At 40.5% G+C, this 22,213-nt stretch carries 22 protein-coding genes, 1 tRNA gene and 1 pseudogene; 14 read left to right on the top strand and 10 right to left on the bottom strand.

Annotated elements, in window-relative coordinates:
- The first annotated feature begins 34 nt into the window (after positions 1–34).
- From D8991_RS01155 to D8991_RS01145, 3 genes are all read left to right on the top strand, one after another.
- Complete coding sequence (locus tag D8991_RS01155; protein WP_120488368.1) at positions 35–1,696, top strand: tetratricopeptide repeat protein; 1,662 nt, start codon at positions 35–37, stop codon at positions 1,694–1,696.
- A 69-nt stretch (positions 1,697–1,765) separates the two neighbouring features.
- Positions 1,766–2,488, top strand: a complete 723-nt coding sequence (bshB1, locus tag D8991_RS01150) for a bacillithiol biosynthesis deacetylase BshB1 (RefSeq protein ID WP_120488367.1) — start codon at positions 1,766–1,768, stop codon at positions 2,486–2,488.
- A gap of 36 nt (positions 2,489–2,524) precedes the next feature.
- Positions 2,525–2,598, top strand: a tRNA-His gene (locus D8991_RS01145).
- Between the two features lie 115 nt (positions 2,599–2,713).
- Here the strand turns inward: D8991_RS01145 and D8991_RS01140 are convergent.
- The 4 genes from D8991_RS01140 to D8991_RS01125 all read right to left on the bottom strand — a co-directional run bounded on the left by D8991_RS01140 (position 2,714) and on the right by D8991_RS01125 (position 5,765).
- The gene (locus D8991_RS01140; RefSeq protein ID WP_120488366.1) at positions 2,714–3,040 is read right to left on the bottom strand and encodes a DNA-directed RNA polymerase subunit omega; all 327 of its coding nucleotides are present in this window, start codon (positions 3,038–3,040) and stop codon (positions 2,714–2,716) included.
- A 51-nt stretch (positions 3,041–3,091) separates the two neighbouring features.
- Positions 3,092–4,054 carry an outer membrane protein assembly factor BamD gene (locus D8991_RS01135; protein WP_120488365.1) on the bottom strand — a complete coding sequence of 321 codons (963 nt, stop codon included), beginning with the start codon at positions 4,052–4,054 and terminating at the stop codon, positions 3,092–3,094.
- Positions 4,055–4,267: 213 nt separating this feature from the next.
- A complete protein-coding gene (locus D8991_RS01130) occupies positions 4,268–4,888 on the bottom strand; it encodes a TetR/AcrR family transcriptional regulator (protein ID WP_245957159.1) in 621 nt (206 codons plus the stop codon).
- Between the two features lie 28 nt (positions 4,889–4,916).
- Entirely contained in the window at positions 4,917–5,765 is an 849-nt protein-coding gene (locus tag D8991_RS01125; RefSeq protein ID WP_120488363.1) for a hydroxymethylglutaryl-CoA lyase, read from the bottom strand.
- A 124-nt stretch (positions 5,766–5,889) separates the two neighbouring features.
- Here D8991_RS01125 and pepT point away from each other — a divergent pair, with 124 nt between their 5' ends.
- From pepT to D8991_RS01110, 3 genes are all read left to right on the top strand, one after another.
- A complete protein-coding gene (gene pepT, locus D8991_RS01120; protein WP_120488362.1) occupies positions 5,890–7,149 on the top strand; it encodes a peptidase T in 1,260 nt (419 codons plus the stop codon).
- Between the two features lie 66 nt (positions 7,150–7,215).
- Positions 7,216–7,971: a Rossmann-like and DUF2520 domain-containing protein gene (locus D8991_RS01115; RefSeq protein WP_120488361.1), complete on the top strand. Its 756-nt coding sequence runs from the start codon at positions 7,216–7,218 to the stop codon at positions 7,969–7,971.
- A 104-nt stretch (positions 7,972–8,075) separates the two neighbouring features.
- Entirely contained in the window at positions 8,076–8,870 is a 795-nt protein-coding gene (locus D8991_RS01110; RefSeq protein ID WP_120488360.1) for a DUF2797 domain-containing protein, read from the top strand.
- Positions 8,871–8,904: 34 nt separating this feature from the next.
- Here the strand turns inward: D8991_RS01110 and D8991_RS01105 are convergent, their stop codons facing one another.
- Both D8991_RS01105 and ctlX read right to left on the bottom strand, forming a co-directional pair.
- Positions 8,905–9,624 carry a hypothetical protein gene (locus tag D8991_RS01105; RefSeq protein ID WP_120488359.1) on the bottom strand — a complete coding sequence of 240 codons (720 nt, stop codon included), beginning with the start codon at positions 9,622–9,624 and terminating at the stop codon, positions 8,905–8,907.
- 2 nt (positions 9,625–9,626) lie between these two features.
- Complete coding sequence (gene ctlX / locus D8991_RS01100; RefSeq protein ID WP_120488358.1) at positions 9,627–10,553, bottom strand: citrulline utilization hydrolase CtlX; 927 nt, start codon at positions 10,551–10,553, stop codon at positions 9,627–9,629.
- Positions 10,554–10,754: 201 nt separating this feature from the next.
- Between ctlX and rplK the strand changes: the two genes are divergently transcribed.
- From rplK to D8991_RS01075, 5 genes are all read left to right on the top strand, one after another.
- Positions 10,755–11,201: a 50S ribosomal protein L11 gene (gene rplK, locus D8991_RS01095; RefSeq protein ID WP_120488357.1), complete on the top strand. Its 447-nt coding sequence runs from the start codon at positions 10,755–10,757 to the stop codon at positions 11,199–11,201.
- A 13-nt stretch (positions 11,202–11,214) separates the two neighbouring features.
- Positions 11,215–11,907, top strand: a complete 693-nt coding sequence (gene rplA, locus D8991_RS01090; RefSeq protein ID WP_120488356.1) for a 50S ribosomal protein L1 — start codon at positions 11,215–11,217, stop codon at positions 11,905–11,907.
- 13 nt (positions 11,908–11,920) lie between these two features.
- Entirely contained in the window at positions 11,921–12,490 is a 570-nt protein-coding gene (rplJ, locus tag D8991_RS01085) for a 50S ribosomal protein L10 (protein ID WP_120488355.1), read from the top strand.
- Positions 12,491–12,541: 51 nt separating this feature from the next.
- Positions 12,542–12,913: a 50S ribosomal protein L7/L12 gene (gene rplL, locus D8991_RS01080; protein ID WP_120488354.1), complete on the top strand. Its 372-nt coding sequence runs from the start codon at positions 12,542–12,544 to the stop codon at positions 12,911–12,913.
- Positions 12,914–13,000: 87 nt separating this feature from the next.
- Positions 13,001–14,230, top strand: a complete 1,230-nt coding sequence (locus tag D8991_RS01075; RefSeq protein ID WP_120488353.1) for an aspartate aminotransferase family protein — start codon at positions 13,001–13,003, stop codon at positions 14,228–14,230.
- A 127-nt stretch (positions 14,231–14,357) separates the two neighbouring features.
- On the opposite strand, the gene D8991_RS01070 is transcribed toward D8991_RS01075, so the two are convergent.
- Both D8991_RS01070 and D8991_RS01065 read right to left on the bottom strand, forming a co-directional pair.
- Positions 14,358–14,777, bottom strand: coding sequence for a RagB/SusD family nutrient uptake outer membrane protein (locus tag D8991_RS01070; protein WP_245957211.1), 420 nt, complete (start codon positions 14,775–14,777; stop codon positions 14,358–14,360).
- A gap of 40 nt (positions 14,778–14,817) precedes the next feature.
- Positions 14,818–16,704: pseudogene (locus D8991_RS01065) on the bottom strand (zinc-dependent metalloprotease); the annotation flags it as partial.
- Positions 16,705–16,818: 114 nt separating this feature from the next.
- Between D8991_RS01065 and D8991_RS01060 the strand changes: the two are divergent.
- Both D8991_RS01060 and D8991_RS01055 read left to right on the top strand, forming a co-directional pair.
- The gene (locus D8991_RS01060) at positions 16,819–17,298 is read left to right on the top strand and encodes a DUF6452 family protein (protein WP_120488350.1); all 480 of its coding nucleotides are present in this window, start codon (positions 16,819–16,821) and stop codon (positions 17,296–17,298) included.
- Complete coding sequence (locus D8991_RS01055) at positions 17,291–17,902, top strand: DUF6048 family protein (protein WP_120488349.1); 612 nt, start codon at positions 17,291–17,293, stop codon at positions 17,900–17,902. The genes D8991_RS01060 and D8991_RS01055 overlap by 8 nt, the downstream gene beginning before the upstream one ends.
- A 61-nt stretch (positions 17,903–17,963) precedes the next feature.
- Here the strand turns inward: D8991_RS01055 and D8991_RS01050 are convergent, their stop codons facing one another.
- Both D8991_RS01050 and D8991_RS01045 read right to left on the bottom strand, forming a co-directional pair.
- Positions 17,964–18,569: an aminotransferase class IV gene (locus D8991_RS01050; RefSeq protein WP_120488348.1), complete on the bottom strand. Its 606-nt coding sequence runs from the start codon at positions 18,567–18,569 to the stop codon at positions 17,964–17,966.
- Entirely contained in the window at positions 18,553–19,527 is a 975-nt protein-coding gene (locus D8991_RS01045) for an aminodeoxychorismate synthase component I (protein ID WP_120488347.1), read from the bottom strand. Before D8991_RS01045 ends, D8991_RS01050 begins: the two co-directional genes overlap by 17 nt.
- A gap of 77 nt (positions 19,528–19,604) precedes the next feature.
- Here D8991_RS01045 and topA point away from each other — a divergent pair, with 77 nt between their 5' ends.
- A complete protein-coding gene (gene topA, locus D8991_RS01040; protein ID WP_120488346.1) occupies positions 19,605–22,121 on the top strand; it encodes a type I DNA topoisomerase in 2,517 nt (838 codons plus the stop codon).
- Positions 22,122–22,213: the final 92 nt, after the last annotated feature.

The following is a 22,213-nucleotide window of genomic DNA, read 5'->3' as shown; positions in this document are numbered from 1 at the left end:
ATATATTCGCGCTCGTTAAATAAAAAACTTCACAATGAAATTACCAAAGAAAATTGCCCTTACAGCAGCCGCAGGATTCTTATTCCACCTCGGTTTTGCTCAGAGCGTACAAGAAGGAATTCAAAATGTGGATAGCCACAAATTCGGGAAAGCAAGAGAAATTTATAATACAATGATTTCCTCTTCCCCAAAAGATGCAGATAACTATTTCTACCTTGGTAATACCTACATCACACAGTTTGAACCCAATTTTTCTAAAGCCGAAGAATACTTCAAAAAAGGTCTGGAAATCAACTCCAAAAACTATCTGAATAAAATCGGTCTTGCGAGCATCAAACTCGGGAAAGGAGATAAATCTGCCATTACAGAAATACAAAACATCGTAAAAGACTCTCGCGAAAAAGACACCGAAGTGCTCTACAGAGCTGCCGAAGCCCTTACAATGTATGAGAAAAACAATGCGCCTGACTTAGCGATAGACTACCTCAACAAGGCAATTGAGAAGGCTCAGAAAAACGGCATACCTGCTCACTTCTACTACACTCTCGGTGATGCTTACAGGCTTAAAAAAGATGCAGGAAAAGCAATGACTGCCTATGATAATGCTGCTTCAGTAGCTAGGAACAAAGCCTCTGTATTTACCCGTATGGCTTCCCTGTGGATGGCAGCTCAGCAGTGGCAACAAGCAAAGCAGAACATCGATAAAGCGATTTCTGCCGACCCGTCTTACGCTCCTGTATACAAAGTAAAAGCGGCTTATGACATCAGATACCAGCAGAACCAATTGGCGACTCAAGACCTCATCAACTATGCTAAATACGCAGATGAAGACCCTTATACCCAACTTGAAATCGCTAAACTTTTCTTTACTAATGAAGATTATACGAACTCCAAAGCTACACTCAATAAGGTGTTTGACAAAGTAGATGATGTAATCAAATTCAAACTCAAAGCCTACTTAGACTACGCAGATGGAGAGTATGCCTCTGCAAAGCAAAATATGGAGAACTTCATTTCCAAAGCAGAGAAAGAGAGAATACAACCCAGCGACCAAGGGCTTTTAGGGCTGATAGATGCAGGCTTGGCAAAAGACGAGAAAGACGAAGCTAAAAAACAGCAACTCTTAACCGAGTCAAAAGCAAAAATTGCCATTGCTAAAAATGCAAAAGACACCACCCTCAAATGGGATGAAGAGCTCATAAAACTCTCTGGCTCTTCTGCTGCTAATGAAGCTGCTGCCAACGCTGGACCTTCCTCACCAGAGATTGAGGACTTAAAGAAAAAAGTAGCTGCCAATCCTCAGGATACAGATGCGTTATTTAAACTTGCCAATGCTTACCAAAATGTAAAAAACTGGAATGGTGCCGCATTTACTTGGCAGAAGATGATTAATCTGCTCCCAGACTGGGCTCCTGCTTATTACAGCCAGGGCTATGCTTATCAGCAAGCGAAAAACAATGAAATGGCAAAACTCTCCTATGAGAATTATATCTCAAAAATAACTCCTGCGGAAGTAGCTGCCAACAAAGAGCCTCTTTCCTACGCTTATTTTGCAGTAGCATATATGGTAAAAGACTCCGATCAGCAAAAGGCAAAAGCCTATGTTGATAAATCTCTTGAGCTCAACCGTACTTATCAAGATGCTATAAACCTGAATCAACAATTGAATAGTTCGAATAAGCAATTAAATAAATAGATTAAACACTGTAAAAAACTTTCTCCCTGTGAGGAAGTTTTTTTATCCATTCATTAAAAAACAACCCTTATGAAAGTAGATATTTTAGCCATAGGTGCCCATCCAGACGATATAGAATTAGGCTGTGGAGGCACACTTGCAAAGCTCATCTCCGAAGGTAAAAAAGTTGCAATTATAGACCTTACTGAGGGAGAATTAGGAACTCGTGGTACCGCCGAGACCCGAAAAGAAGAAGCTGCTAATGCTGCGAAAATATTAGAGGTATCTGCAAGGGAAAACCTCAAGATGAAAGATGGCTTTCTTCAAAATTCTGAAGAATATCAGCTTCGCATCATTAAAATGATAAGGAAATACCAACCCGAAATTGTCTTTGCAAATGCGATAGACGATAGGCACCCAGACCACGCCAAAGCAGCAAAATTAGCTTCCGACGCCTGCTTCCTTTCAGGATTGATTAAAATTAAAACCTTAGACGACGGAGGAAACCTACAAACCTTCTGGCGACCAAAACAGGTTTTTCATTACATCCAATGGAAAAACATAACTCCTGACTTTGTAATAGACATCTCGGACTTCATAGATAAAAAAATAGAAGCCTGCCTTGCCTACAAAACGCAGTTCTACGACCCATCTTCAAACGAACCAATGACACCCATCGCTACAAAAGACTTTTTAGAAAGTCTTACTTACAGAGCTCAGGATTTAGGGCGACTATCGGGTGTAACTTATGCCGAAGGTTTTACCGTAGAAAAAACCTTAGCATTAAAAAATTTTGATGGAATAATTTTGTAGTTATACAAAAAATATTATATTTGCACTCGCAAAACGGTGATTGTAGCTCAGTTGGTTAGAGCGTCAGATTGTGGTCCTGAAGGTCGTCGGTTCGATCCCGATCAGTCACCCAAAAAAAGAAGCCCTAAATTTTAAGGCTTCTTTTTTTTATTGATAAATGATTTCCTCCACAAAAAAAGCTGAGATACATTATATCCCAGCTTTTTATCTTTTTATTCTATTCGCTTATGATTGCTTATCATCTCTCTTTCTGAAATAGATTTTATCATTAAGCCACTCTTCAATAGCAAAGGAAGTAGGCTTAGGGAGCTTCTCATAATGTCTTGAAATCTCAATCTGCTCTCTATTTTCAAAAACCTCTTCCAAAGAGCCATTATGGTCTGCAAATTCTTCGAGTTTCTTACGAAGGTCTTCTCTCATATTAGCATTAATCTGCTCTGCTCTTTTCCCCATAATCACGATAGCCTCGTAGATAGAGCCTACCTTTTCCTCAATTTTATTCTTGTCGTAAGTAATGGTTGTAATTTCTGCTTTATAATCTTTCGCACTCATTGTAAGTGTATTATTTAAGTTTTAAATAAAAAAGTTTTGCAAAGATAGATATTATCTTCTAATCTTGAAAGTTGTTGAGCTTTTAGTCTCCGTACTCACTTCTTCTTTAGTGCTTAGATTCTTCTGCTCTTTCTCGGCTTTTTTCTCTTCCTGCTTCTTCTGTTCGGCTTTTTGTTTTTCTAAAACCGTTGCTTTATGAGCTTCTACCTCTGCTTCGAGTTTTATAAACTTTTCTTTTTCTCTTTCTAACTTCTCTCTTAAAGCCACTGCCGTTTTTGAATATTCAGTATTTGGGAGTTCTTTTTCAATAAACTTGGTATAGGCCTCTGCATTATTTAATCTTTCTTTCTTTAAATCAAATTTAGAATTTACTGCCAGTTCATATTTAGACTTTAAGATATAGTCATAAATCTTAGGGCGGAGTTTCGTAGCGGGGAAATCCTCCAATATATTCTCAAAAGCGATATCAGAAGATTTATAAAGCCCCATTTTAAAATACTGCTTTGCATTTTCATAGGCTTTAAACTCCTGCTTATACATTAGCTCTTCTATTAGCTGATTGATATTTTTTGAGCGCTCAGAATTAGGATATTTATTAATAAAGTCTTGAAGCTCATTAATCGCCAAATCTGTATTCGTCTGGTCTAAATTATAATCCAAAGAGCCTTCATAATAGCAGAGTGCTGCCATATAAGAGGCTTCCTCACGCCTTGCATCATCTGGATAAGAGGCTGAAAAATTCTTAAACTGATGCCCTGCTAACCTGTAATTCTTTTGATAATAATTCGCATACGCAGAATTATACACCACATTAGGCGCATCATCTGTACCTGCTACTAAATTTGGCAATCTATCGTAGAGCGAGAGCGCCTTGCCCCATTTCTTCTTAGCAAAATACTCATTCGCCGTTTCAAGAATAAAATCCTTATCAGCGCTTTTCATTGCTTGGTTCATCCTGTTATTACAAGACGAAAGCCCTAAGGCTACGAGAAGTATTATACTGAACTTCTTCATATATCAGTAATACAAAATTGTTTTAATAAGATGCAAAAATATGATTTTTTTATTATATAGCCATAGGCTTTAGGGGGTAAGCAGTGGCTGGCTATTAGCTATTAGCAGTGTGCGATAGTTCGTAGTAAGTACCTGCCGCGCTGTGATTACATCTCTAGCTATAGACTGTTTATAACGCATACAACTTAAAGCCTACTGCCTAAGGCTTATTACCTACTGCTTATACCCCAACTGCAAGAAGATGGTTTGGTAGAGGCTCTGTCGTATTTTGATTTCTGCTTCGGAGAGGAAATTCTCTTCGGTGGCTTGTGGGATGTATTGCTCATAAAACCTTTTATTCCTAATGACAAAAAGCACACTGCCTATAAGTATCGTGAGGAGGTCTTCTGCATTTGGCGCGTAGAGGAAAACACCAGTGCTTATACCTTGCTTTATGATTTGGTTTAATTTCTCTACTACTATCGTATAAAAGTCCTGCAGCTCCTCATCCATCAGCTCTGTATTTCGGAATTCCTGCTTTACAAAACCGTGGAAGTATTTGTATTTAAACATCTGCCCGATAATAAACTTTATCACTTCCTTTACTTGCATTTGGGGCGTACCATCTTTAATGGTATGAGCAAATTCCGCAAAGGTTTCTTTAGCTCTCTGAACCCTATACTGGTAGAGGTAGGTGAGCATCTTCTCCTTAGAACCGAAGTAATAGGAAATCATTGCTACATTGATGTTCGCTTTCTGGCAAATGTTTCTAACGGTGGTTTCTTCAAAGCCTTTCTCGGCAATAAGCTCTTCGGCGGCTTCCAATATTTTTATTTGCTTATCTGTAAATGTCATCTGCATTGCTATTAAATCTCGGATATATTTAAAAGTGAAAAATATCTTTTGCTTTGTTATAAGCAGCTTCAAAGTTGAGGAGATTGAGCTTATGCTCTATCTTTTCGCGCATCAGGAAGTTAATCATTTGCTCTGTGGGCATATTGCCTACCAGCTGGTCTTTTGCCATTGGGCAACCTCCAAAGCCTTTAATCGCCGTATCAAAACTTCGGCAACCTTGGTTATAGGCTGCTTTGAGCTTAGTATAAGATTCTTCGTATTTGGTATGAAAATGCGCCCCAAAGACTATAGAAGGGAAAGCATTGATAATCCTTGAGAATACCAATCTAATACTCTCATTCGTTGCTACCCCTATGGTATCAGAGAGGAGGATTTCCTGAACTCCAATCTCGCTCAACCGCTCTACCCAAAAATAAATATCTTCTGACTTCCACAGCTCTCCATAGGGGTTTCCAAACGCCATAGAGAGATAAACCCTCAGCCCCTTCCCTGCCCTCTGAGTATCTTGGAGTATTTGTATAATCTGGCTAAATGCCTCCTCCTGCCTCTTGTTTGTATTTCTAAACTGGAAGGTTTCTGAAATGGAAAAAGGAAAACCCAAGACATCTACTTTTGAGTGTTCTAATGCCCGCTCTGCACCTTTAAGATTGGCAATGATAACCGATACTTTGGTCTTAGCTGCAGACTTATCTATATTCTCCAAAACGGTAGAGGTATCCGCCATTTGAGGGATAAGCTTCGGGGATACAAAGCTGCCGCAGTCCAATACATCAAAGCCTACCTGCATCAGTGCATTCAGGTAGTCTATTTTCTGCTGGGTGGGGATAAACTCTCTCCAGCCTTGCATAGCATCTCTCGGGCATTCCGTTAGTAGCATCTCCTCTAATTTTAGCCGTCTAAATATAAAACTTTTTTCCCAATACCCTAATAATGGCTTAAAAACATTAATTTTGTTACCTCAATTCAGTTATCAACGCTAAATAATTTCAATAATTAACAATATGCAGACAATAGAATTCAATCACGAATGGAAAACGAAGCTCCTAAACCGCTTCCTCACTTATGTAAAAGTATATTCTACCTCAGACCCAGAGAATGAAGCCTGCCCATCTACCCCTCAGCAGTGGGATATGGCTCACCTCCTCTACGAAGAACTGAAACAGCTCGGGCTATCCGATGTATCTATTGATGAGCACGGCTATGTCTTTGGCTTTGTACCTTCTAATTTAGATAATGATGATGAGCCTACGGTAGGTTTTATTGCACATTATGACAGCTCACCAGACTTCAATGGAAAAGGAGTAAACCCTCTCATCTGGAATGATTATAATGGACAAGACCTCCTCCTTAATAAAGAAACGGGCTTTACCCTCTCTCCTTCAAAGTTTGAAAGTCTTAAAGACTATGTAGGGCAAACGCTCATCACCACAGATGGCACTTCCCTGCTCTCCGCAGATGATAAAGCAGGGATAGCAGAGATTGTAACTGCAGCAGAGTATCTCCTTGCCCACCCCGAAATCAAGCACGGAAGAATTGCCGTAGGCTTTAATCCCGATGAGGAAATCGGCAGAGGAGCGCATCTTTTCAATGTTGAGAAATTCGGTGCCGAATGGGCGTATACTATGGATGGAGGCGAAGTAGGCGAGCTCGAGTATGAGAACTTTAATGCTGCAGGTGCTGTGGTAAAAATCAACGGGCTGAGCGTGCACCCAGGTTATGCTTTCGGTAAAATGCTAAATGCTTCCCTACTCGCAGCAGAATTTATCCAGCTTCTCCCAGCGAATGAAACTCCTGCCACCACAAAAGGCTACGAGGGCTTCTACCACCTTACGGGAATGACCTCTGAGACTTCGGTTGCCAAGCTTCAATACATCATCCGCGACCACGATGCAGAGAAGTTTGAACAGAGAAAACAATTCCTCACACAAAAAGTAGAAGAATTTAATAAGAAATACGGCGAAGGCACAGTAGAGCTCGAAATAAAAGACCAGTACCGAAATATGAAGCAGCAGTTTGAGGGCAAAATGCACATTATAGACATTGCCGAGCAAGCGATGAAAGATGCCAATATAGAGACTAAGATAAAAGCCATAAGAGGTGGAACCGATGGAGCTACACTCTCCTATATGGGGCTCCCTTGCCCAAATATCTTTGCTGGAGGGCTAAACTTCCACGGACCTTATGAATATGTTCCATTAGAAAGTATGGAGAAAGCGGTAAAAGTCATCGTAAATATTGCTAAAGCGGTTAAGAAAAGATAAGCCAACCTAAGAAAACTCCTCTCATAGAAGGGGAGTTTTTTCACATCATTTAAAATAAATACTCTTATGAAAATCGTTATTTTAGGCTCGGGCAATGTAGCCTATCACTTGGCAAAGGCACTAAAACAGTCCAGCGCTGATATCATCCAAATCTTTGGGAGAAATGCTGAGTGCTTGGCGCAAATCTCCTCCGAGCTCGGTATCCCAACCAGTACTACCACCCTTGCGGATGCAGATCTGTATATTATTTCGGTTTCCGACAGTTCAGTAACTGAGGTCTCAAAACTTCCCAAGAATCCCAATGCGCTTGTCGTCCATACTGCGGGCTCGCTCCCTCTTGAGAGCCTACAAGGCAATTACAGGAAAGGTGTATTCTACCCCCTCCAAACCTTCTCCAAAAGCCGAGCTTTAGACTATTCTCAGATTCCTTTTTTCATCGAAGCCGAGCATAAAAGCGATGAAGAAATACTCAAAAGCCTCGCCCTTAAAATCTCGGATAAAGCAGCTGTTGCCGATTACCAAAAGAGGAAATACATCCACCTTACGGCGGTTTTTGCCTGCAACTTTACCAATCATCTTTTTACCAAAGCCAAAGAGATTTCAGACAGCCAAAGCATACCCTTTTCATACTTCCTGCCGCTTATAGACGAGACGGTGCAGAAAATCCACATCTTAGAACCTAAACAAGCACAGACAGGCCCTGCGATTAGAAATGATATTCCTACCCTTAGCCTCCAAAAGCAGCTCCTCGCTTCCCTTCCCAGCCATCTCCTCCTCTACGAAACCCTCTCGCAATCTATTCTGGTAATGAACAATAAATAATTAATTTCTACTGGTTTTTCAATCCACAACATAGTACCTTAATAGATACTTGCAACTAAAAAATTTTCACCATTTCACTTATCTTTGCTTTTCAATAGAAGAAAATGAAACTATCGGGACAAGTCAAGAAAATGAGCACGGTACTCGCAGAGCCTGTGCAGTATTACCTCAACCTATCCGGAAATCTCCTCTGCATCAATCAGCTCCTCGAGAGAGAAATCCTAATAAAACATACAGGCTACCAATGCCTAAACTGTGGGGAGAGCAAAGAAATATTCAGTATGGGGTTCTGCAAGCAGTGCTTTTTCGAGAGCCCTTATGCAGGCGAGAGCATCATTCGCCCAGAGCTATCTACCGCACATTTGGGGATTGAGGACAGAGATTTAGCAGTAGAAAAAGAGATACAGCTGCAGCCACACATCGTATATCTCGCCCACACGGGGGGAGTAAAAGTAGGCGTAACCCGAGAAAGCCAAACCCCCACCCGATGGATAGACCAAGGCGCTACACTCGCCCTGCCCATAGCCCGCACAAACAACCGCTACGAAGCAGGAATAATAGAAGTAGAACTAAAAAAACACCTGAGCGACAAAACCAATTACCGAAAAATGCTCGCCGAGGGAAACAATGACGAAACCGACCTATACGCCGTGCGAGAGAAGATAAAAGACCTGCTCCCGAAGGATTCTCAAAAGTTCTATTTAGCCAATAACGAAGTGCTAAGCATTCATTTCCCGCATCAGCCTGTGGAGAAAGTTACGACCATCAGCCTCGAGAAACAAGGGGAGTTCGGTGGCATTTTAAAAGGAATAAAAGGCCAATATCTCATTTTTGAAGGTGGAGGAGTTATCAATATCCGCAATCACGAAGGTTTTGTTATAGAAATAGACATCCATTAAAAAAGACAATCGTAGCAATTGTCTTTTATTTTTTTTATTCTCTCACTTCCTTAAATAAGGTTTGGTACAAGCTATAGACGACAGCAGTGGAAAAGAAATAAGTGAGCAATATCCCCACACCGAATACCAGCGCACCAGAATACCTGAACACCAATGACAACAAGAGGCATACGATAATAGGGATGAAATATACCTTCATCACTTTAAGATTAATTCCTATAGTTCTAAACAAAGGCTGCTTCATAAAGAAGATAAGCGGCGCCGAAAACAGCGTAAGCAATACCCAAAGCACCGATAAAAACACAAACGGAGCACCATAAGAGAAGAGCATATACCAAAATAAATAATAGCCCACGAATATAAAGAAATTAGCCCCTGAATAGCCGATAAATAAATCCGAAATGGTGGGGCTCTCATTTAAATCTATCTTCCTATATATATGAAGGAGACCTATCTGTAGCGGAAAGAGGAAAGCCTTTACCCCCACTATAATAAGCGCAAGATGGAGGTAGCTCGAAGTTTGAGAGAGTTTTATTAAATCTTCCTGCAGCTGCTCCCTGTCATTAGTATAAGTATTAATAATCCTGATGTACTCATCGAGGACGCCATACTTCTCGGCAAAGAAAAGAATGACAATTAAAAGTATAGAAAAATAAATAACCGATGAAAGAAACTGATACAGCAAGGTTTTCCTCCAATAATAAAACGCCCTTGATAGGATATGGTCTATCCCTACCTGAATAGATTTAGACATCGTTATAATGATTTAGGTAAAAAGACTTCTGCGAGCATACACCTTGCACTCCCTCCGCCATTAGTTTCTATGGTATTAAGGTCGGAGTAGATAATCTCGTTATACTTTTCAATATTCTGAATTTGCTCTTGCGAGAGAGACCGATAAGCAGACTGGCTCATCACCAAAAACTTTTCTCCTGCAGTATTCTGCACTTGGAGCATATTCCCAGCAAACTGCTGCAATTGAGCTTCCGTTATCTCAATAATCTCTTTATGGGTGGAGAGAATGGTGTCTGCCACTTGCTTTCTTTCTGCTTCATCATCTATGCAGTCTAAGCAAATCACTACATATTTATCCGCCACGCACATCATTACATTGGTATGATAGATAGGGAGCCTCTCGTTATTTGCCGTTTGAAAAGAATGGAAAACTATGGGCTTATACCCGATACTCTCGCAGTATTTTCTGAATAAAGCCTCATCAAGCCTGAGGGAGACAGAACCGTAAGCGATTTTATAATCGTGGTCAAAAATCATACTTCCCGTGCCTTCCAGAAATATATTTTCTGCTTCGTAGGTAGACCAGTCTTCTATAGAATTAATCTGAAAGCCCTCATTTTTCAAGAGTTCAAAGATATCGTTTCGCCTCTCATCTCTCCTGTTTTGAGCATACATTGGGTAGAGGAATACTTTACCCTCTTTATTAAAGCTCACCCAATTATTCGGGAAGATGGAGTCTGGCGTATGAGGTTTTAGGGTATCCTTTATCACCACTACATTTACTCCCCTACTCCTGAGTTTGGAAACAAAATTTTGAAATTCAACCAATGCTTTTTCTTGGGTTTTATCATTTTCGGAATTTACCTGAAAGTAATTGTTTTTAGCGGTCTCAGCATTATAGCCAAATGCAATGGGCTCTACCATCAGTACAGTATCTGTTGTCTGCATAGTTTTTAAACGATTTTCGGCAAAAGTAGAAAAGAAAATCAAAATAATAAAACTAAAAATCAACAGGTTTACTTGTGTATTCAAAAATAATTTATACTTTTGCAGACCGAAAAGTAATTATACGATTTGTGAGTAGAGTATAATTATTTGAATAATAAATGCTTCCACATTCATTATTTAATTAATTTTTAAACAAAAGAAATGGCTAAGAAAGTCTTTAAAATGGTAAAACTTCAGGTGAAAGGAGGTGCTGCTAACCCTTCCCCACCAGTAGGTCCAGCTTTGGGTTCTGCGGGTGTGAACATTATGGAGTTTTGTAAGCAATTTAACGGAAGAACTCAAGATAAGCCGGGACAAGTACTACCAGTAGTAATTACTGTGTATGAAGACAAATCTTTTGAATTTGTTATCAAAACTCCTCCTGCAGCTATTCAGCTTATGGAAGCGGCTAAAGTCAAGAGTGGATCTGGTGAACCAAACAGAAACAAAGTAGGTTCTGTAACTTGGGAACAAGTACAAAAAATCGCTGAGGATAAAATGTCAGACCTTAACTGCTTTACCCTCGATTCTGCTTTGTCTATGGTAGCAGGAACAGCTCGTTCTATGGGATTAAAAGTAACAGGAACTAAACCAGAAACTAACGCTTAAAACTTATTGAGAAATGGCAAAATTGACTAAGAAACAAAAAGAAGCTTTAAGCAAAGTAGAAAAAGGAAGATTATACAATCTTCAAGAAGGTTCTGCTCTTGTAAAAGAAGTTAATATCGCAAAATTCGACGCTTCTGTAGATATCGCTGTAAGATTAGGGGTAGACCCAAGAAAAGCCAACCAAATGGTGAGAGGTGTAGTATCTCTACCTCACGGTACCGGTAAAGATGTAAAAGTACTCGCTCTTGTAACTCCTGATAAAGAAGCAGAAGCAAAAGAAGCAGGTGCTGATTATGTAGGTCTTGATGAATACCTTGATAAAATTAAAAACGGCTGGACAGATGTAGATGTTATCGTTACTATGCCAGCAGTAATGGGTAAACTTGGGCCACTCGGTAGAGTACTCGGACCAAGAGGCTTAATGCCAAACCCTAAATCAGGTACTGTAACTATGGAAGTTGGTAAAGCCGTAGCAGAAGTAAAATCTGGTAAAATTGACTTCAAAGTTGATAAATACGGTATCGTACACGCTGCTATCGGTAAAGTATCTTTTGAGGCAGACAAACTTAAAGAAAATGCTCAGGAGCTTATCCAAACGCTTATCAAGTTGAAACCAACTGCTGCAAAAGGAACTTATGTAAAAAGCATCTACCTATCTTCTACTATGAGTCCAGGTATTGCAATTGATACTAAATCTGTAAACTAAAATCTGAAAGACAATGACAAAAGAAGAAAAAGTAGTAGTAATACAGGAAATAAAAGATTTGTTACAAGATGCTAAAGTAGTATATGTAGCAGACCTTGAAGGATTGAACGCTTCTCAGACTTCAGACTTTAGAAGACAGGCTTTCAAAAACAACATCAAAGTAAAAGTAGTTAAAAATACGCTCCTTCAAAAAGCAATGGAGCAAATCGAAGGAGTAGACTACTCCGAAATGTTCCCTACTTTCAAAGGAAACTCCGCTTTAATGATTTCTGAAACAGCTAATGCGCCAGCAAAGCTCATCAAAGGATTCAGAAAAGCTGCTGAGAGACCGGCTTTGAAATCCGCATACTTGCAAGAGACATTCTACATTGGAGATGAAAACCTCGACGCTCTATCCAACATTAAATCTAAAGAAGAAATGCTTGGAGAAATCATCGGATTACTTCAATCTCCTATCAAGAGATTACTTTCCGCTTTGGAAAATAAAGCCGATGCTGCCGCTCCAGAAGCTAAAGCTGAAGAAGCTGCCCCAACAGAAGAAAGTGCTCCAGCAGAAGAAACTCCTGCAACCGATGCAGAATAATAGATACTCAAAAAATAATATAATCGTTCAACAACAAAAAACATTACAAAAATGTCAGATTTAAAAAATTTAGCGGAAACGCTTGTAAACCTATCAGTAAAAGAAGTAAATGAATTAGCTGCTATCCTTAAGGATGAGTACGGAATCGAACCAGCTGCTGCTGCTGTTGTAGTTGCAGGTGGTGCAGCAGGTGGAGACGCTGCTGAAGAAAAATCAGAATTCGATGTAATCCTTAAATCAGCAGGTGCTTCTAAATTAGCTATCGTTAAATTAGTTAAAGATTTAACAGGTGCTGGTCTTAAAGAAGCTAAAGACATCGTAGATGGCGCTCCTGCTCCAATCAAGCAAGGAGTTCCAAAAGATGAAGCAGAAGCTCTTAAAAAACAACTTGAAGAAGCTGGTGCTGAAGTAGAATTAAAATAATTCTCATTCATCATAACAAAAAACCGTTCGCAAGAGCGGTTTTTTTATTTATATTTTCTGAAATTTGCCCCCTAAAATTTATGAACGATGCTTAGCAAAGATTTTTTTACCTACCAGGCACAGACCACTCCTTTCGCTTCGGGCTTTGAAGTAGAGCGAGCAGAGGGCAGCTATATCTACGGTAAAGATGGACGGAAATATTTAGACTTCGTGGCGGGGGTTTCTGCCAATACACTCGGGCATTCTCACCCAAAAATCATCAATGCCATAAAGGAGCAGGCAGATAAATACCTCCACACAATGGTCTATGGCGAATATGCCCAAGAGAAACCCGTAGCACTCTGCAAGCTACTGGCAGAAGCTACACCAGAGCCTTTGGAAGTAACCTACCTCGTTAATTCTGGTGCAGAGGGTATAGACGGTGCCCTAAAACTCGCTAAGAGATACACAGGCAGAGAGGAGATTATCTCGATGAAGAATGCCTACCACGGAAATACTCACGGTGCCCTCTCCGTAGCGGGCAATGAAGTGCATAAGCGCGAGTTCAGACCTCTCCTTCCTATGGTTAATTTCATTGAATTTAATAATCCTGAAGACTTTGATAAAATCACTGAAAAAACCGCCTGCGTTATTGCTGAAACCATACAGGGAGCAGCAGGATTCCTGGTGCCCGCCCCCGATTATTTCAAAAAGCTAAAACAAAGATGCGAAGAGGTAGGCGCACTCCTCATCTTAGACGAAATACAGCCTGGCTTCGGGCGTACAGGCAAGCTCTTCGCCTTCGAGCATTATGGCATCGTACCTGATATCCTTGTGATAGGCAAAGGTATGGGCGGTGGCGTACCCGTAGGGGCTTTTATGGCTTCTCGGGAGATAATGCAGAGCCTCTCCCACTCTCCAAAGCTGGGGCATATCACCACTTTTGGAGGTAATCCGCTTATCGCTGCAGCTTGCTACGCCACACTTAAAGAGCTCTTAGAAAGCAACCTAATGAGCGAAATCGACAGAAAAGAAAAGCTCTTCCGCGAGCTCCTCGTACACCCTAAAATAAAGTCCATAAATGGAAAAGGACTAATGCTCGCCATAAATCTCGGTAGCCCAGAATATACCCTCTCCGTAGCCAAACGCTGTATGGAGCAAGGGCTTATCGTCTTCTGGCAGCTCTACCGAAACGAATTCCTCAGAATCTCCCCACCACTCAACATCACCGATGATGAAATAAAACACGGCTGTGAAATCATCCTCAACACCATAACCGATGAGGCAGCCGTAGCACGGCAGGCACCCACTGCGTGGGGAGCACATAGGACAAGCTAACCACGCACTGCTTACTGCCTACTGCCTAAAGCTAAAAGCCAGAAGCTGTCAGCTATTGTGAAATAGAAAACCAAAATCAGGAGTATAAACTCCTGATTTTGGTTTTCTAACAAAGCAATTGGTATACTTAAAGCGCTGGATTTTTTAGTCTCGCATCCTGTGGGAAAGGCAGGGTATAGCGAGGGTCTTTTGAATTGAGCTTATACTCTTTACCATCAAATGTATGGATAATCTCAGGTTGGGTAGTACGCCTTAAATCAAACCACCTAAGCCCCTCAAAAGAGGTTTCTCTTGCTCTTTCATTGAGGAGTTCGGTATAATAATTTGCTCCCGAGAGGGCATTTATCCTTGCGGTAAAGTTGGAAAGCCCAGTACTATTATATCGCTTCGTTGCCAAATCTAAAAGTGTAGCTTTTGAAGCTGCTTCATCTCCTAATTTCGCTTGTGCTTCTGCTTTTATTAATACGATTTCCCCTACTCGGAAAGAGCATTTCAAGCTGTTGTTGCTATTATACTTGGTCGTTTGCCAGTTTGCCCCATTTTTCACAAAATATTTAGCAAAACGGAGGTCATTTACTTGGTCAAATATCACCCTTTACGCTTGGAGTGAGATAAATGCCCCCAATATTGGCAAGGGTATGATTGTTATAAACATACCATTGGTTGATTACTTGATTATAAAAAGCCTTTGCTTGCTCATAATCTTCGCCTTTTTTGGTGCTCCATTCTATGATGTGAGGGATGGTCTTTTTAAGGTTGATAATGCCATATGCCCCTGCTTTCATTGCATTGTCTCCTAAATCTTCGGCTTGGGAGCGAGGGTCTATAGTTTCGGACTGCTGCTCGCCGTAGAAATAGAGAGGGTCTCCCTGATGTGCATCTAACCAAGAGCGGGTAATGGTGAGCTCCTCTTGTGGAGAGGCCTTCCCCGTCCATCTATACCCCCAGCCGATAGCAAATTTATCATACGCACCGATTTTAGGGGTGATTTGCTTTACACCATCTCCCTCCTGAGCTACATAATTAAACCGTGCATAATCCATAATAGAGGGTGCAGTACCTCCCATTCTCTCTGTAAACCCAGGTGAACGAAGAGCCTCCACGGAATAGGCAAAGGAAGCACCCATATTGTGCTTCAAGCCGAAAGTATGCCCTACCTCGTGAGAGGAAACAAAGCGAATAGCATTTGCCATTTTAGCATCTGGAAAAGTGTTATTCCTAACCTGAGGATCGATAATACCCGTCTGAACCCTCATCCAAGATTGGAGTAGAGTCATTACATTGTGCCACCAGATAATATCAGCTTCCAGTATTTCACCTGTACGAGGGTCTACCACAGAAGGTCCAAGGGCATTTGCCATAGAAGAAGCGGCATAAGTAATTACGGAATAGCGTACATCATCTACATCAAAGTCTTTATCATCCGGGTCTGGGAGCTTTGCAGAGATTACATTTTTAAACCCGGCTTCTTTAAAGGCCTCATTCCAATCCGAAACTCCGTCTATAATCGCCTGCTGCCACTGCTTAGGAGTAGCAGGGTCTATATAGTATAAAATAGGCTTCTTAGGCTCTACGAGCTCACCTGCGAGATATTTATTAATATCTTCATCTTTCGGTTCAAGACGCCATCGGGTAATGAGCTCTTTCTTCTCTACCTTTTGCTGCTTGTCTGAGAAATAAGTTTTAGGTGTAGTAAAATACCCAATTCGGTCATCTGAAAAGCGGGCAACCATAGGCTCTGGAAGTAAGACAATATTTGTAGTAGTCCCCACAGTGAGGTCTGCCTTCTCAGCGGTAGTCTTTCCCTCACTTACCTGAGTAGTAAGGTTGGCTTTAATAATAATATTCTGTGGAAAGCTCTTCACCTCACTGATAAAAGAATCTTTGGTACGCACGGAGCCCCCCATTCCTATATTATCAAAAAGGTTATTAAAACTTTTGGAAGTGCCATTAAAGACATCATTCACCTGAATCACTACTGTAGAATCTTTCCCAAAAGCCTTTATCTCAAAGCCTTCTATAATAGATTCGCTGTAATTATCTCTTACAGATTTAGCAATATTATCCTTTTCATTTACGCTGATTTCTGGGTCAAAAGTCTTTGCCCAAATCTTTTTATTCTTAGTGTCTTTATAAAGCCTAATGAGCTTATTTTCATAATTAATTCCCTTATTTACTCCTGCATTATTAATTTGTGCAGGTACAGACGAGATTTTATTCACAAGGAGCAAGTCCTTACTCAAAACTTCATTAGGAATTTCAAAATAGATTTTCTCCTTTACCTTATGAATGGTGAAGAGCCCTTTCTTAGTTTGAGCCCCTTTCAGCAGGTCGGAATAAGTAGATAGTGCATCTTTTTTATCAATGCTATCTTTTTTAGTAATTTTTAGTATTTCTACCTTTTTTGTTTTCTTTGCTTGCGAAAAACCGATACCCCATTGAAGAGCTAATAGTATAAAGGCAAGTTTTTTCATTATCTTTTAATTTAAGGAGTGCAAAAGTAAGTAATCTTCTGCAAAAAAATAAATGCCTCAGCCATAGTATGGCAAGCAATTATTTTAATCCACACTAATGTGTATTTTTGTCCTATGAAAAAGTATGTATTCGGTATAATCTTCGGGTTGATTCTCGCTTCCTGCGGAAGCGACGATGATATCTGCCTCAGTGGAGAAGGCACCCCCAGAATGAAAATAAAATTCCTCAACACAGAGAATAACGCCTATAAAATCCCTAAAATCTTCGTAGATGTAGATTATGGAAACGGGCTCAAAAATGTTATCAATACGAGTAATGTAGATTCTGTCCTCATCCCCCTCCGTGTAGACAGAAGTGAGAGCACCCTAATAAGGGTTCGTACAGATAAGGATACCATAGGGAGCGTACTCCAATTTTATTATGGCACAAGTACCCAATATGTATCACCAGCCTGTGGCATGAAACTCCTCTATAATAACCTCAGCGGTAAAATAGAGAGCGGAAACCTTATAAAATCAATACAAAATCAGCAAACAGAAATCAACGATGAGAACCTTACCCATTATCACTTTATTTTTGATGCTAATGACTAACTGCCTCCTTGCGCAGAGTATCAAGCCCGATTCATCAGCCAGTAAAAGAGCTTTTATCCTCGGCTTTGATGTGATGAATGCCAGCATATCTGTTTTCTCAGATAATAAATTATACCAAGGTTATATCTCTACCCAGCTAAAAAAACATACCGATATAGTTGCTGACCTCGGATATGCTCAAAATACCTACGAAAAGAATGGCTATGATGCCTCTACCAACGGTTTTTTCATAAAAGCAGGTGCCCAGTATATGCTGATTAAAGATTACGAAAATCCATTCAATGGCTTCTATATCGGTGGAAAAGCCTCTGCATCATTCTACCAACAGGAATACAGAAAAATCCCTATACAAGGGCTAAACAGTGGTGATTCCTTCGTCACCTACCCACAAAGTAGTCAGTCTTCCTACTGGCTGGAAGCTGTGGCAGGAGGCAGAGTACAGCTTTTCAATTCCAGATTTCTGATAGATGTACAAGTACAACCTCGATACCTCCTTTACTCTACAAAACAGGAAGGCATAAAGCCAATGATAATCTCAGGCTTCGGAAGAGCCTCCTCCAACTTCAATATGGGCTTCTCTTGGAGTATCGCCTACCAATTCTAAGCCACAGAGCGGGGAGTGGTTAGCTATAACCTTAATCCAATCGTACATCATCTGAGGCTTACTACCTAAAGCCTACTGTGCTCGTACTGTGAGTTTCTCCCATACTGATGGGTAGAAGGGCATTAATAAGTTTAAAAGCAGAGTAATCTTTAAAATTTTCTACGGTAATATCAGCTTCATAGATGAGCTTTTGCTGCAGGAGAAACCGCCTCTGTACTCCATTGAGGAGATATGTTTTAGGTGTAGCCCAACCTTTATCAGGATTAAAAAATATAAGATTGGAAAATGAAGTATCTGTAATCTTACCATTTTGGGTAATGATAATTTCATCGGCAGAGGATTCCTTTTTCAGTTGGGTAATAGCTGCTCTATTGGCATATTTAAAACGATAATCCAGCTCAGATGCCTCCACAAGCTCAAAAGTTTTAATTTCAGGGTAAGAATACTTAATAATTTCTGTTTTGAAATTTCCATCTAAATTATATAGGATTCGGAGCTTATATACCTCCCTGCTGGGAATTTTTATTGAAGAAGCAATCTCCATTAAATTGGGAATCCTCCCCTTGCCTTTCCAATGATGAAAAGTTTCATTTACCCTCTTTTGATGGTAATCCAAAAGACAAGGGCGGAAGTGCTCTATCTTAATACTCTCAATAAATAGGTACATAGATTTTATTTTTCATTTCCTCATATTCATCATCCAAACGACTTTTATGGGTAATGCCTCCACCACTATGGAAGTAGAGCTTATCTCCTTCTTTCTGTATCATTCGTATCATCACACAGCTGTCGAGGTTTTTACCATCAAACCAGCCACAGACCCCCGTATACCAACCTCGAGGATTCTTTTCTGCCTGTAAAGTAACTTCAAGGGTTTTAGGTTTGGGAGCACCTAAGATAGAGCCCGCAGGCAATAGCGTATTAATAATGCTTCCCACTTTATTTTGAAAGCGAGGTTTTAGCTCTCCCGAGATTTCAGAGCTCATTGCAAAGAGATTTTTCTGTCTTGTCCTGATGAAATCTATACGCTGAAAATCTTCCACTCTCACATGATCAGCAACCATACTAAGGTCATTTCTAAGTAAATCTACTACGGTATAGTGCTCTGCTTTTTCCTTTTCATCATTTCTAAGTTGTTCCTCTGCCTCAGGGATTGAAGCATCAATCGTCCCTTTCATCGGATAAGTAGAGATTTTTCCATCTGTAATTTTAATAAAAGTTTCAGGCGAGAAGAATACAAAGCGACTAGGGACACAAACCTTATACTGTGCCTTGGAGAGGTAGAAAATCTCCTCCAAACTCCTATTGGTTTCCACAAGACTCCGCTGTGTATAGTTGATAAGATATGAATTTCCAAGCCTTAGGTTTTTCTGAACAATATCAAATCCCTTTTTATAGATTTCTTTTACTTCTGGAAAGGTTTTCCATTCTATATTGGCTTGAAATTCCTTTGGTTTAAAGTTTTTAAATCCCTGAAATTCTATGAGGATATCAGACTTCTGTAAGTCTTCCACAGTATAGATTTCCAAATTCTCCAGAAGGAAATCTACCATAAAAAAGAACGGCTCTCCTCGAGTGGAAAAGCTGTCCATCTGCTCAAACTTCTGCTGAATACTCAATATCATTTTACAAAAATAAGATATTGTGGCATTAGTCTTTCTTATATTAGAAATAATTATACTTTTGCACAAAATTGAATTCAATGTCTAAAAACTTAGTTATTGTAGAGTCTCCAGCAAAGGCTAAAACCATTCAGAAGTATTTGGGAAAAGATTTCGAGGTAAAATCCAGTTTCGGGCATATACGCGATTTACCCAAAAAGGGAATGGGGATAGATTTGCAGACTTTTACACCTGACTACCAAGTTTCCTCCGATAAAAAGAAACTTGTAAGCGAGCTAAAAGAAGCCGTGAAAAAAGCCGACACTGTATGGCTGGCTTCCGATGAAGATCGCGAAGGGGAGGCTATCGCTTGGCACCTCGCTCAGGAACTAAACCTTAAAGACGAGAATACAAAACGAATCGTTTTCCACGAGATTACAAAAAACGCCATACTAAAAGCGGTAGAAAACCCGAGGAAGATAGACAAAAACCTGGTAAATGCACAGCAGGCAAGGAGAGTTTTAGACAGAATCGTGGGCTTTGAGATGTCTCCTATCCTGTGGAAAAAAGTAAAGACAGGGCTCTCCGCAGGCAGGGTACAGTCGGTAGCAGTAAGGCTTATCGTAGAAAGAGAACAAGAAATCCGAGATTTCAAACCTACTTCCAGCTATAAGGTAGAGGGTATGTTCCAAAATTCTGCTCAGCAGGAGATTCCTACCAAGCTGAAAAGAGATTTCACCGAAGAAGCCGAAGCCGAGAAATTCTTAGAACAGGCAAAAAACACAGACTTCAGCGTTTTAAATGTAGAAGTAAAACCTGGCACTCGCTCTGCATCTGCACCATTTACCACTTCTACGCTTCAGCAAGAGGCATCAAATAAGTTAGGCTATGGTGTAACCACCACAATGAGAGTTGCTCAAAGGCTATACGAAGAAGGTTACATCACTTATATGAGAACCGACTCTGTAAACCTCTCTCAAGAGGCGATTAATTCAGCGAAAAGCCATATCATACACGAGTTCGGAGAGGAATATTCCAAACCGAGAAATTATACCACAAAATCCTCTTCCGCACAGGAGGCGCACGAAGCAATTCGTCCAACCGATTTCTCAGTAAAAACCATTGGAGATGCTCAGCTCAATAAATTATATCAGCTAATTTATAAGAGAACGCTTGCTTCCCAGATGGCAAATGCCAAAATCGAAAAAACCATTATTGAAATCGGCAATTCTAGCCTCCCGACCCACTTTGAAGCACAAGGAGAGGTCATCATCTTCGATGGTTTCTTAAAGGTATATGAAACAACCAGAAATGAAGACGATGAAAACAATGAGCGTAGCCTGCCAAAAGTAGAGATCGGCGAAAAACTCTCATATAAAAAAATAATAGCCGTAGAAAGATTCACAAAACCTGCGCCTCGCTATACCGAAGCTGCCCTTGTAAGAAAACTCGAAGAGCTCGGCATCGGCCGCCCATCTACCTACGCTCCTACGATACAAACCATCCAAAACAGAGACTATGTAGATAAAAGAGAAATCCTCCCGCAAGAAAGGGAAATCCTGAAAATGACGCTGGGAAAAACCTCTGTTAAAAAAGAAATCCTCACTGAAAAATTCGGAGGAGATAAAAACAAATTCGTACCAACAGATATTGGCGAAGTGGTCAATGAGTTTCTTATCAACAACTTTGGGGAGATTTTAGACTATGGCTTTACCGCAAAAGTTGAAGCCGATTTCGACAAAATTGCCGAAGGAAATGAAGAATGGAAAGAAATGATGACCCATTTCTACACCCAGTTTCATCCAAAGATAGAAGATGTAGAAGAAAATGCCGACCGTGCCAATGGCGAGCGCCTTCTGGGTAAAGATCCCAAGACGGGTAAGAATGTTTATGCCCGAATCGGTCGCTTCGGAGCAATGATTCAAATCGGCGAGAGCAGTGATACAGAGAAACCTACTTATGCGTCGCTTCTCCACAACCAAAATATCGCTACGATCAGCTTAGAGGAGGCTCTCGAGCTCTTCAAGATACCGTTTAACCTTCAAGATTATGAAGGTAAATCCGTCTCGGTAGGCGTAGGGCGCTTTGGTCCTTATGTAAAGTTTGGCGAGTCCTTCATATCCCTTCCAAAGGGCGAAGATCCTTTCTCTGTGAATCAAGAAAGAGCCGAAGAAATCATCCGCGAAAAACAAAAGGCAAATGCTCCAATCGCCCTGTATAAAGGCGAACCCGTTACTAAGGGTGTGGGCAGATTTGGGGCGTTCATCAAGTACCAGTCGCTCTTCATCAATGTCCCTAAGAAGTACGATTTCGACAACCTTTCTCCTTCCGACATCAATGAGCTGATAGAAGCCAAACTCGAGAAAGAAGCCAACCGATACATTCAGCAATGGGAAAGCGAAAAGGTCTCCATAGAAAACGGTCGTTGGGGTGCTTTCATCAGATATAAAAAGGCAAACATCAAGATTCCTAAAAAGTCCAATGGCGAGAAATACACTGCGGAAGAACTTTCCACCATTTCCTTTGATGAGGTGAAAAAATGGATACAAGCGGAGGATAAAACCGCCTTTAAGGAAACTAAAAAAACCGCAAAGAAATCCACAAAAAAGAAAGATTAATTTTTTAGCATATATTTTATTCGCTTGCCCTCCTTATTTCAGGAGGGTTTTTCTTTCCTGCAAATACAATTCAATCCCCTTTATACCAAAAA

It is taken from the genome of Bergeyella cardium, from assembly GCF_003614945.1.
In the GTDB taxonomy this organism is placed as follows: domain Bacteria; phylum Bacteroidota; class Bacteroidia; order Flavobacteriales; family Weeksellaceae; genus Bergeyella_A; species Bergeyella_A cardium.
This window is presented reverse-complemented; position numbering and strand designations above follow the sequence as displayed.

Excerpts from the sequence above, each read along its gene's own strand:
- rplK (WP_120488357.1), top strand. The coding sequence starts at position 10,755 with ATGGCTAAGAAAGTCTTTAAAATGGTAAAACTTCAGGTGAAAGGAGGT.
- pepT (WP_120488362.1), top strand. The coding sequence starts at position 5,890 with ATGCAGACAATAGAATTCAATCACGAATGGAAAACGAAGCTCCTAAAC.
- D8991_RS01045 (WP_120488347.1), bottom strand. The coding sequence starts at position 19,527 with ATGATATTGAGTATTCAGCAGAAGTTTGAGCAGATGGACAGCTTTTCC.
- D8991_RS01110 (WP_120488360.1), top strand. The coding sequence starts at position 8,076 with ATGAAACTATCGGGACAAGTCAAGAAAATGAGCACGGTACTCGCAGAG.
- D8991_RS01125 (WP_120488363.1), bottom strand. The coding sequence starts at position 5,765 with ATGCTACTAACGGAATGCCCGAGAGATGCTATGCAAGGCTGGAGAGAG.
- rplJ (WP_120488355.1), top strand. The coding sequence starts at position 11,921 with ATGACAAAAGAAGAAAAAGTAGTAGTAATACAGGAAATAAAAGATTTG.
- rplL (WP_120488354.1), top strand. The coding sequence starts at position 12,542 with ATGTCAGATTTAAAAAATTTAGCGGAAACGCTTGTAAACCTATCAGTA.
- ctlX (WP_120488358.1), bottom strand. The coding sequence starts at position 10,553 with ATGCAGACAACAGATACTGTACTGATGGTAGAGCCCATTGCATTTGGC.
- D8991_RS01055 (WP_120488349.1), top strand. The coding sequence starts at position 17,291 with ATGACTAACTGCCTCCTTGCGCAGAGTATCAAGCCCGATTCATCAGCC.
- rplA (WP_120488356.1), top strand. The coding sequence starts at position 11,215 with ATGGCAAAATTGACTAAGAAACAAAAAGAAGCTTTAAGCAAAGTAGAA.
- D8991_RS01105 (WP_120488359.1), bottom strand. The coding sequence starts at position 9,624 with ATGTCTAAATCTATTCAGGTAGGGATAGACCATATCCTATCAAGGGCG.
- D8991_RS01135 (WP_120488365.1), bottom strand. The coding sequence starts at position 4,054 with ATGAAGAAGTTCAGTATAATACTTCTCGTAGCCTTAGGGCTTTCGTCT.
- D8991_RS01140 (WP_120488366.1), bottom strand. The coding sequence starts at position 3,040 with ATGAGTGCGAAAGATTATAAAGCAGAAATTACAACCATTACTTACGAC.
- D8991_RS01075 (WP_120488353.1), top strand. The coding sequence starts at position 13,001 with ATGCTTAGCAAAGATTTTTTTACCTACCAGGCACAGACCACTCCTTTC.
- D8991_RS01130 (WP_245957159.1), bottom strand. The coding sequence starts at position 4,888 with ATGACATTTACAGATAAGCAAATAAAAATATTGGAAGCCGCCGAAGAG.
- D8991_RS01155 (WP_120488368.1), top strand. The coding sequence starts at position 35 with ATGAAATTACCAAAGAAAATTGCCCTTACAGCAGCCGCAGGATTCTTA.
- D8991_RS01115 (WP_120488361.1), top strand. The coding sequence starts at position 7,216 with ATGAAAATCGTTATTTTAGGCTCGGGCAATGTAGCCTATCACTTGGCA.
- topA (WP_120488346.1), top strand. The coding sequence starts at position 19,605 with ATGTCTAAAAACTTAGTTATTGTAGAGTCTCCAGCAAAGGCTAAAACC.
- D8991_RS01060 (WP_120488350.1), top strand. The coding sequence starts at position 16,819 with ATGAAAAAGTATGTATTCGGTATAATCTTCGGGTTGATTCTCGCTTCC.
- D8991_RS01050 (WP_120488348.1), bottom strand. The coding sequence starts at position 18,569 with ATGTACCTATTTATTGAGAGTATTAAGATAGAGCACTTCCGCCCTTGT.
- bshB1 (WP_120488367.1), top strand. The coding sequence starts at position 1,766 with ATGAAAGTAGATATTTTAGCCATAGGTGCCCATCCAGACGATATAGAA.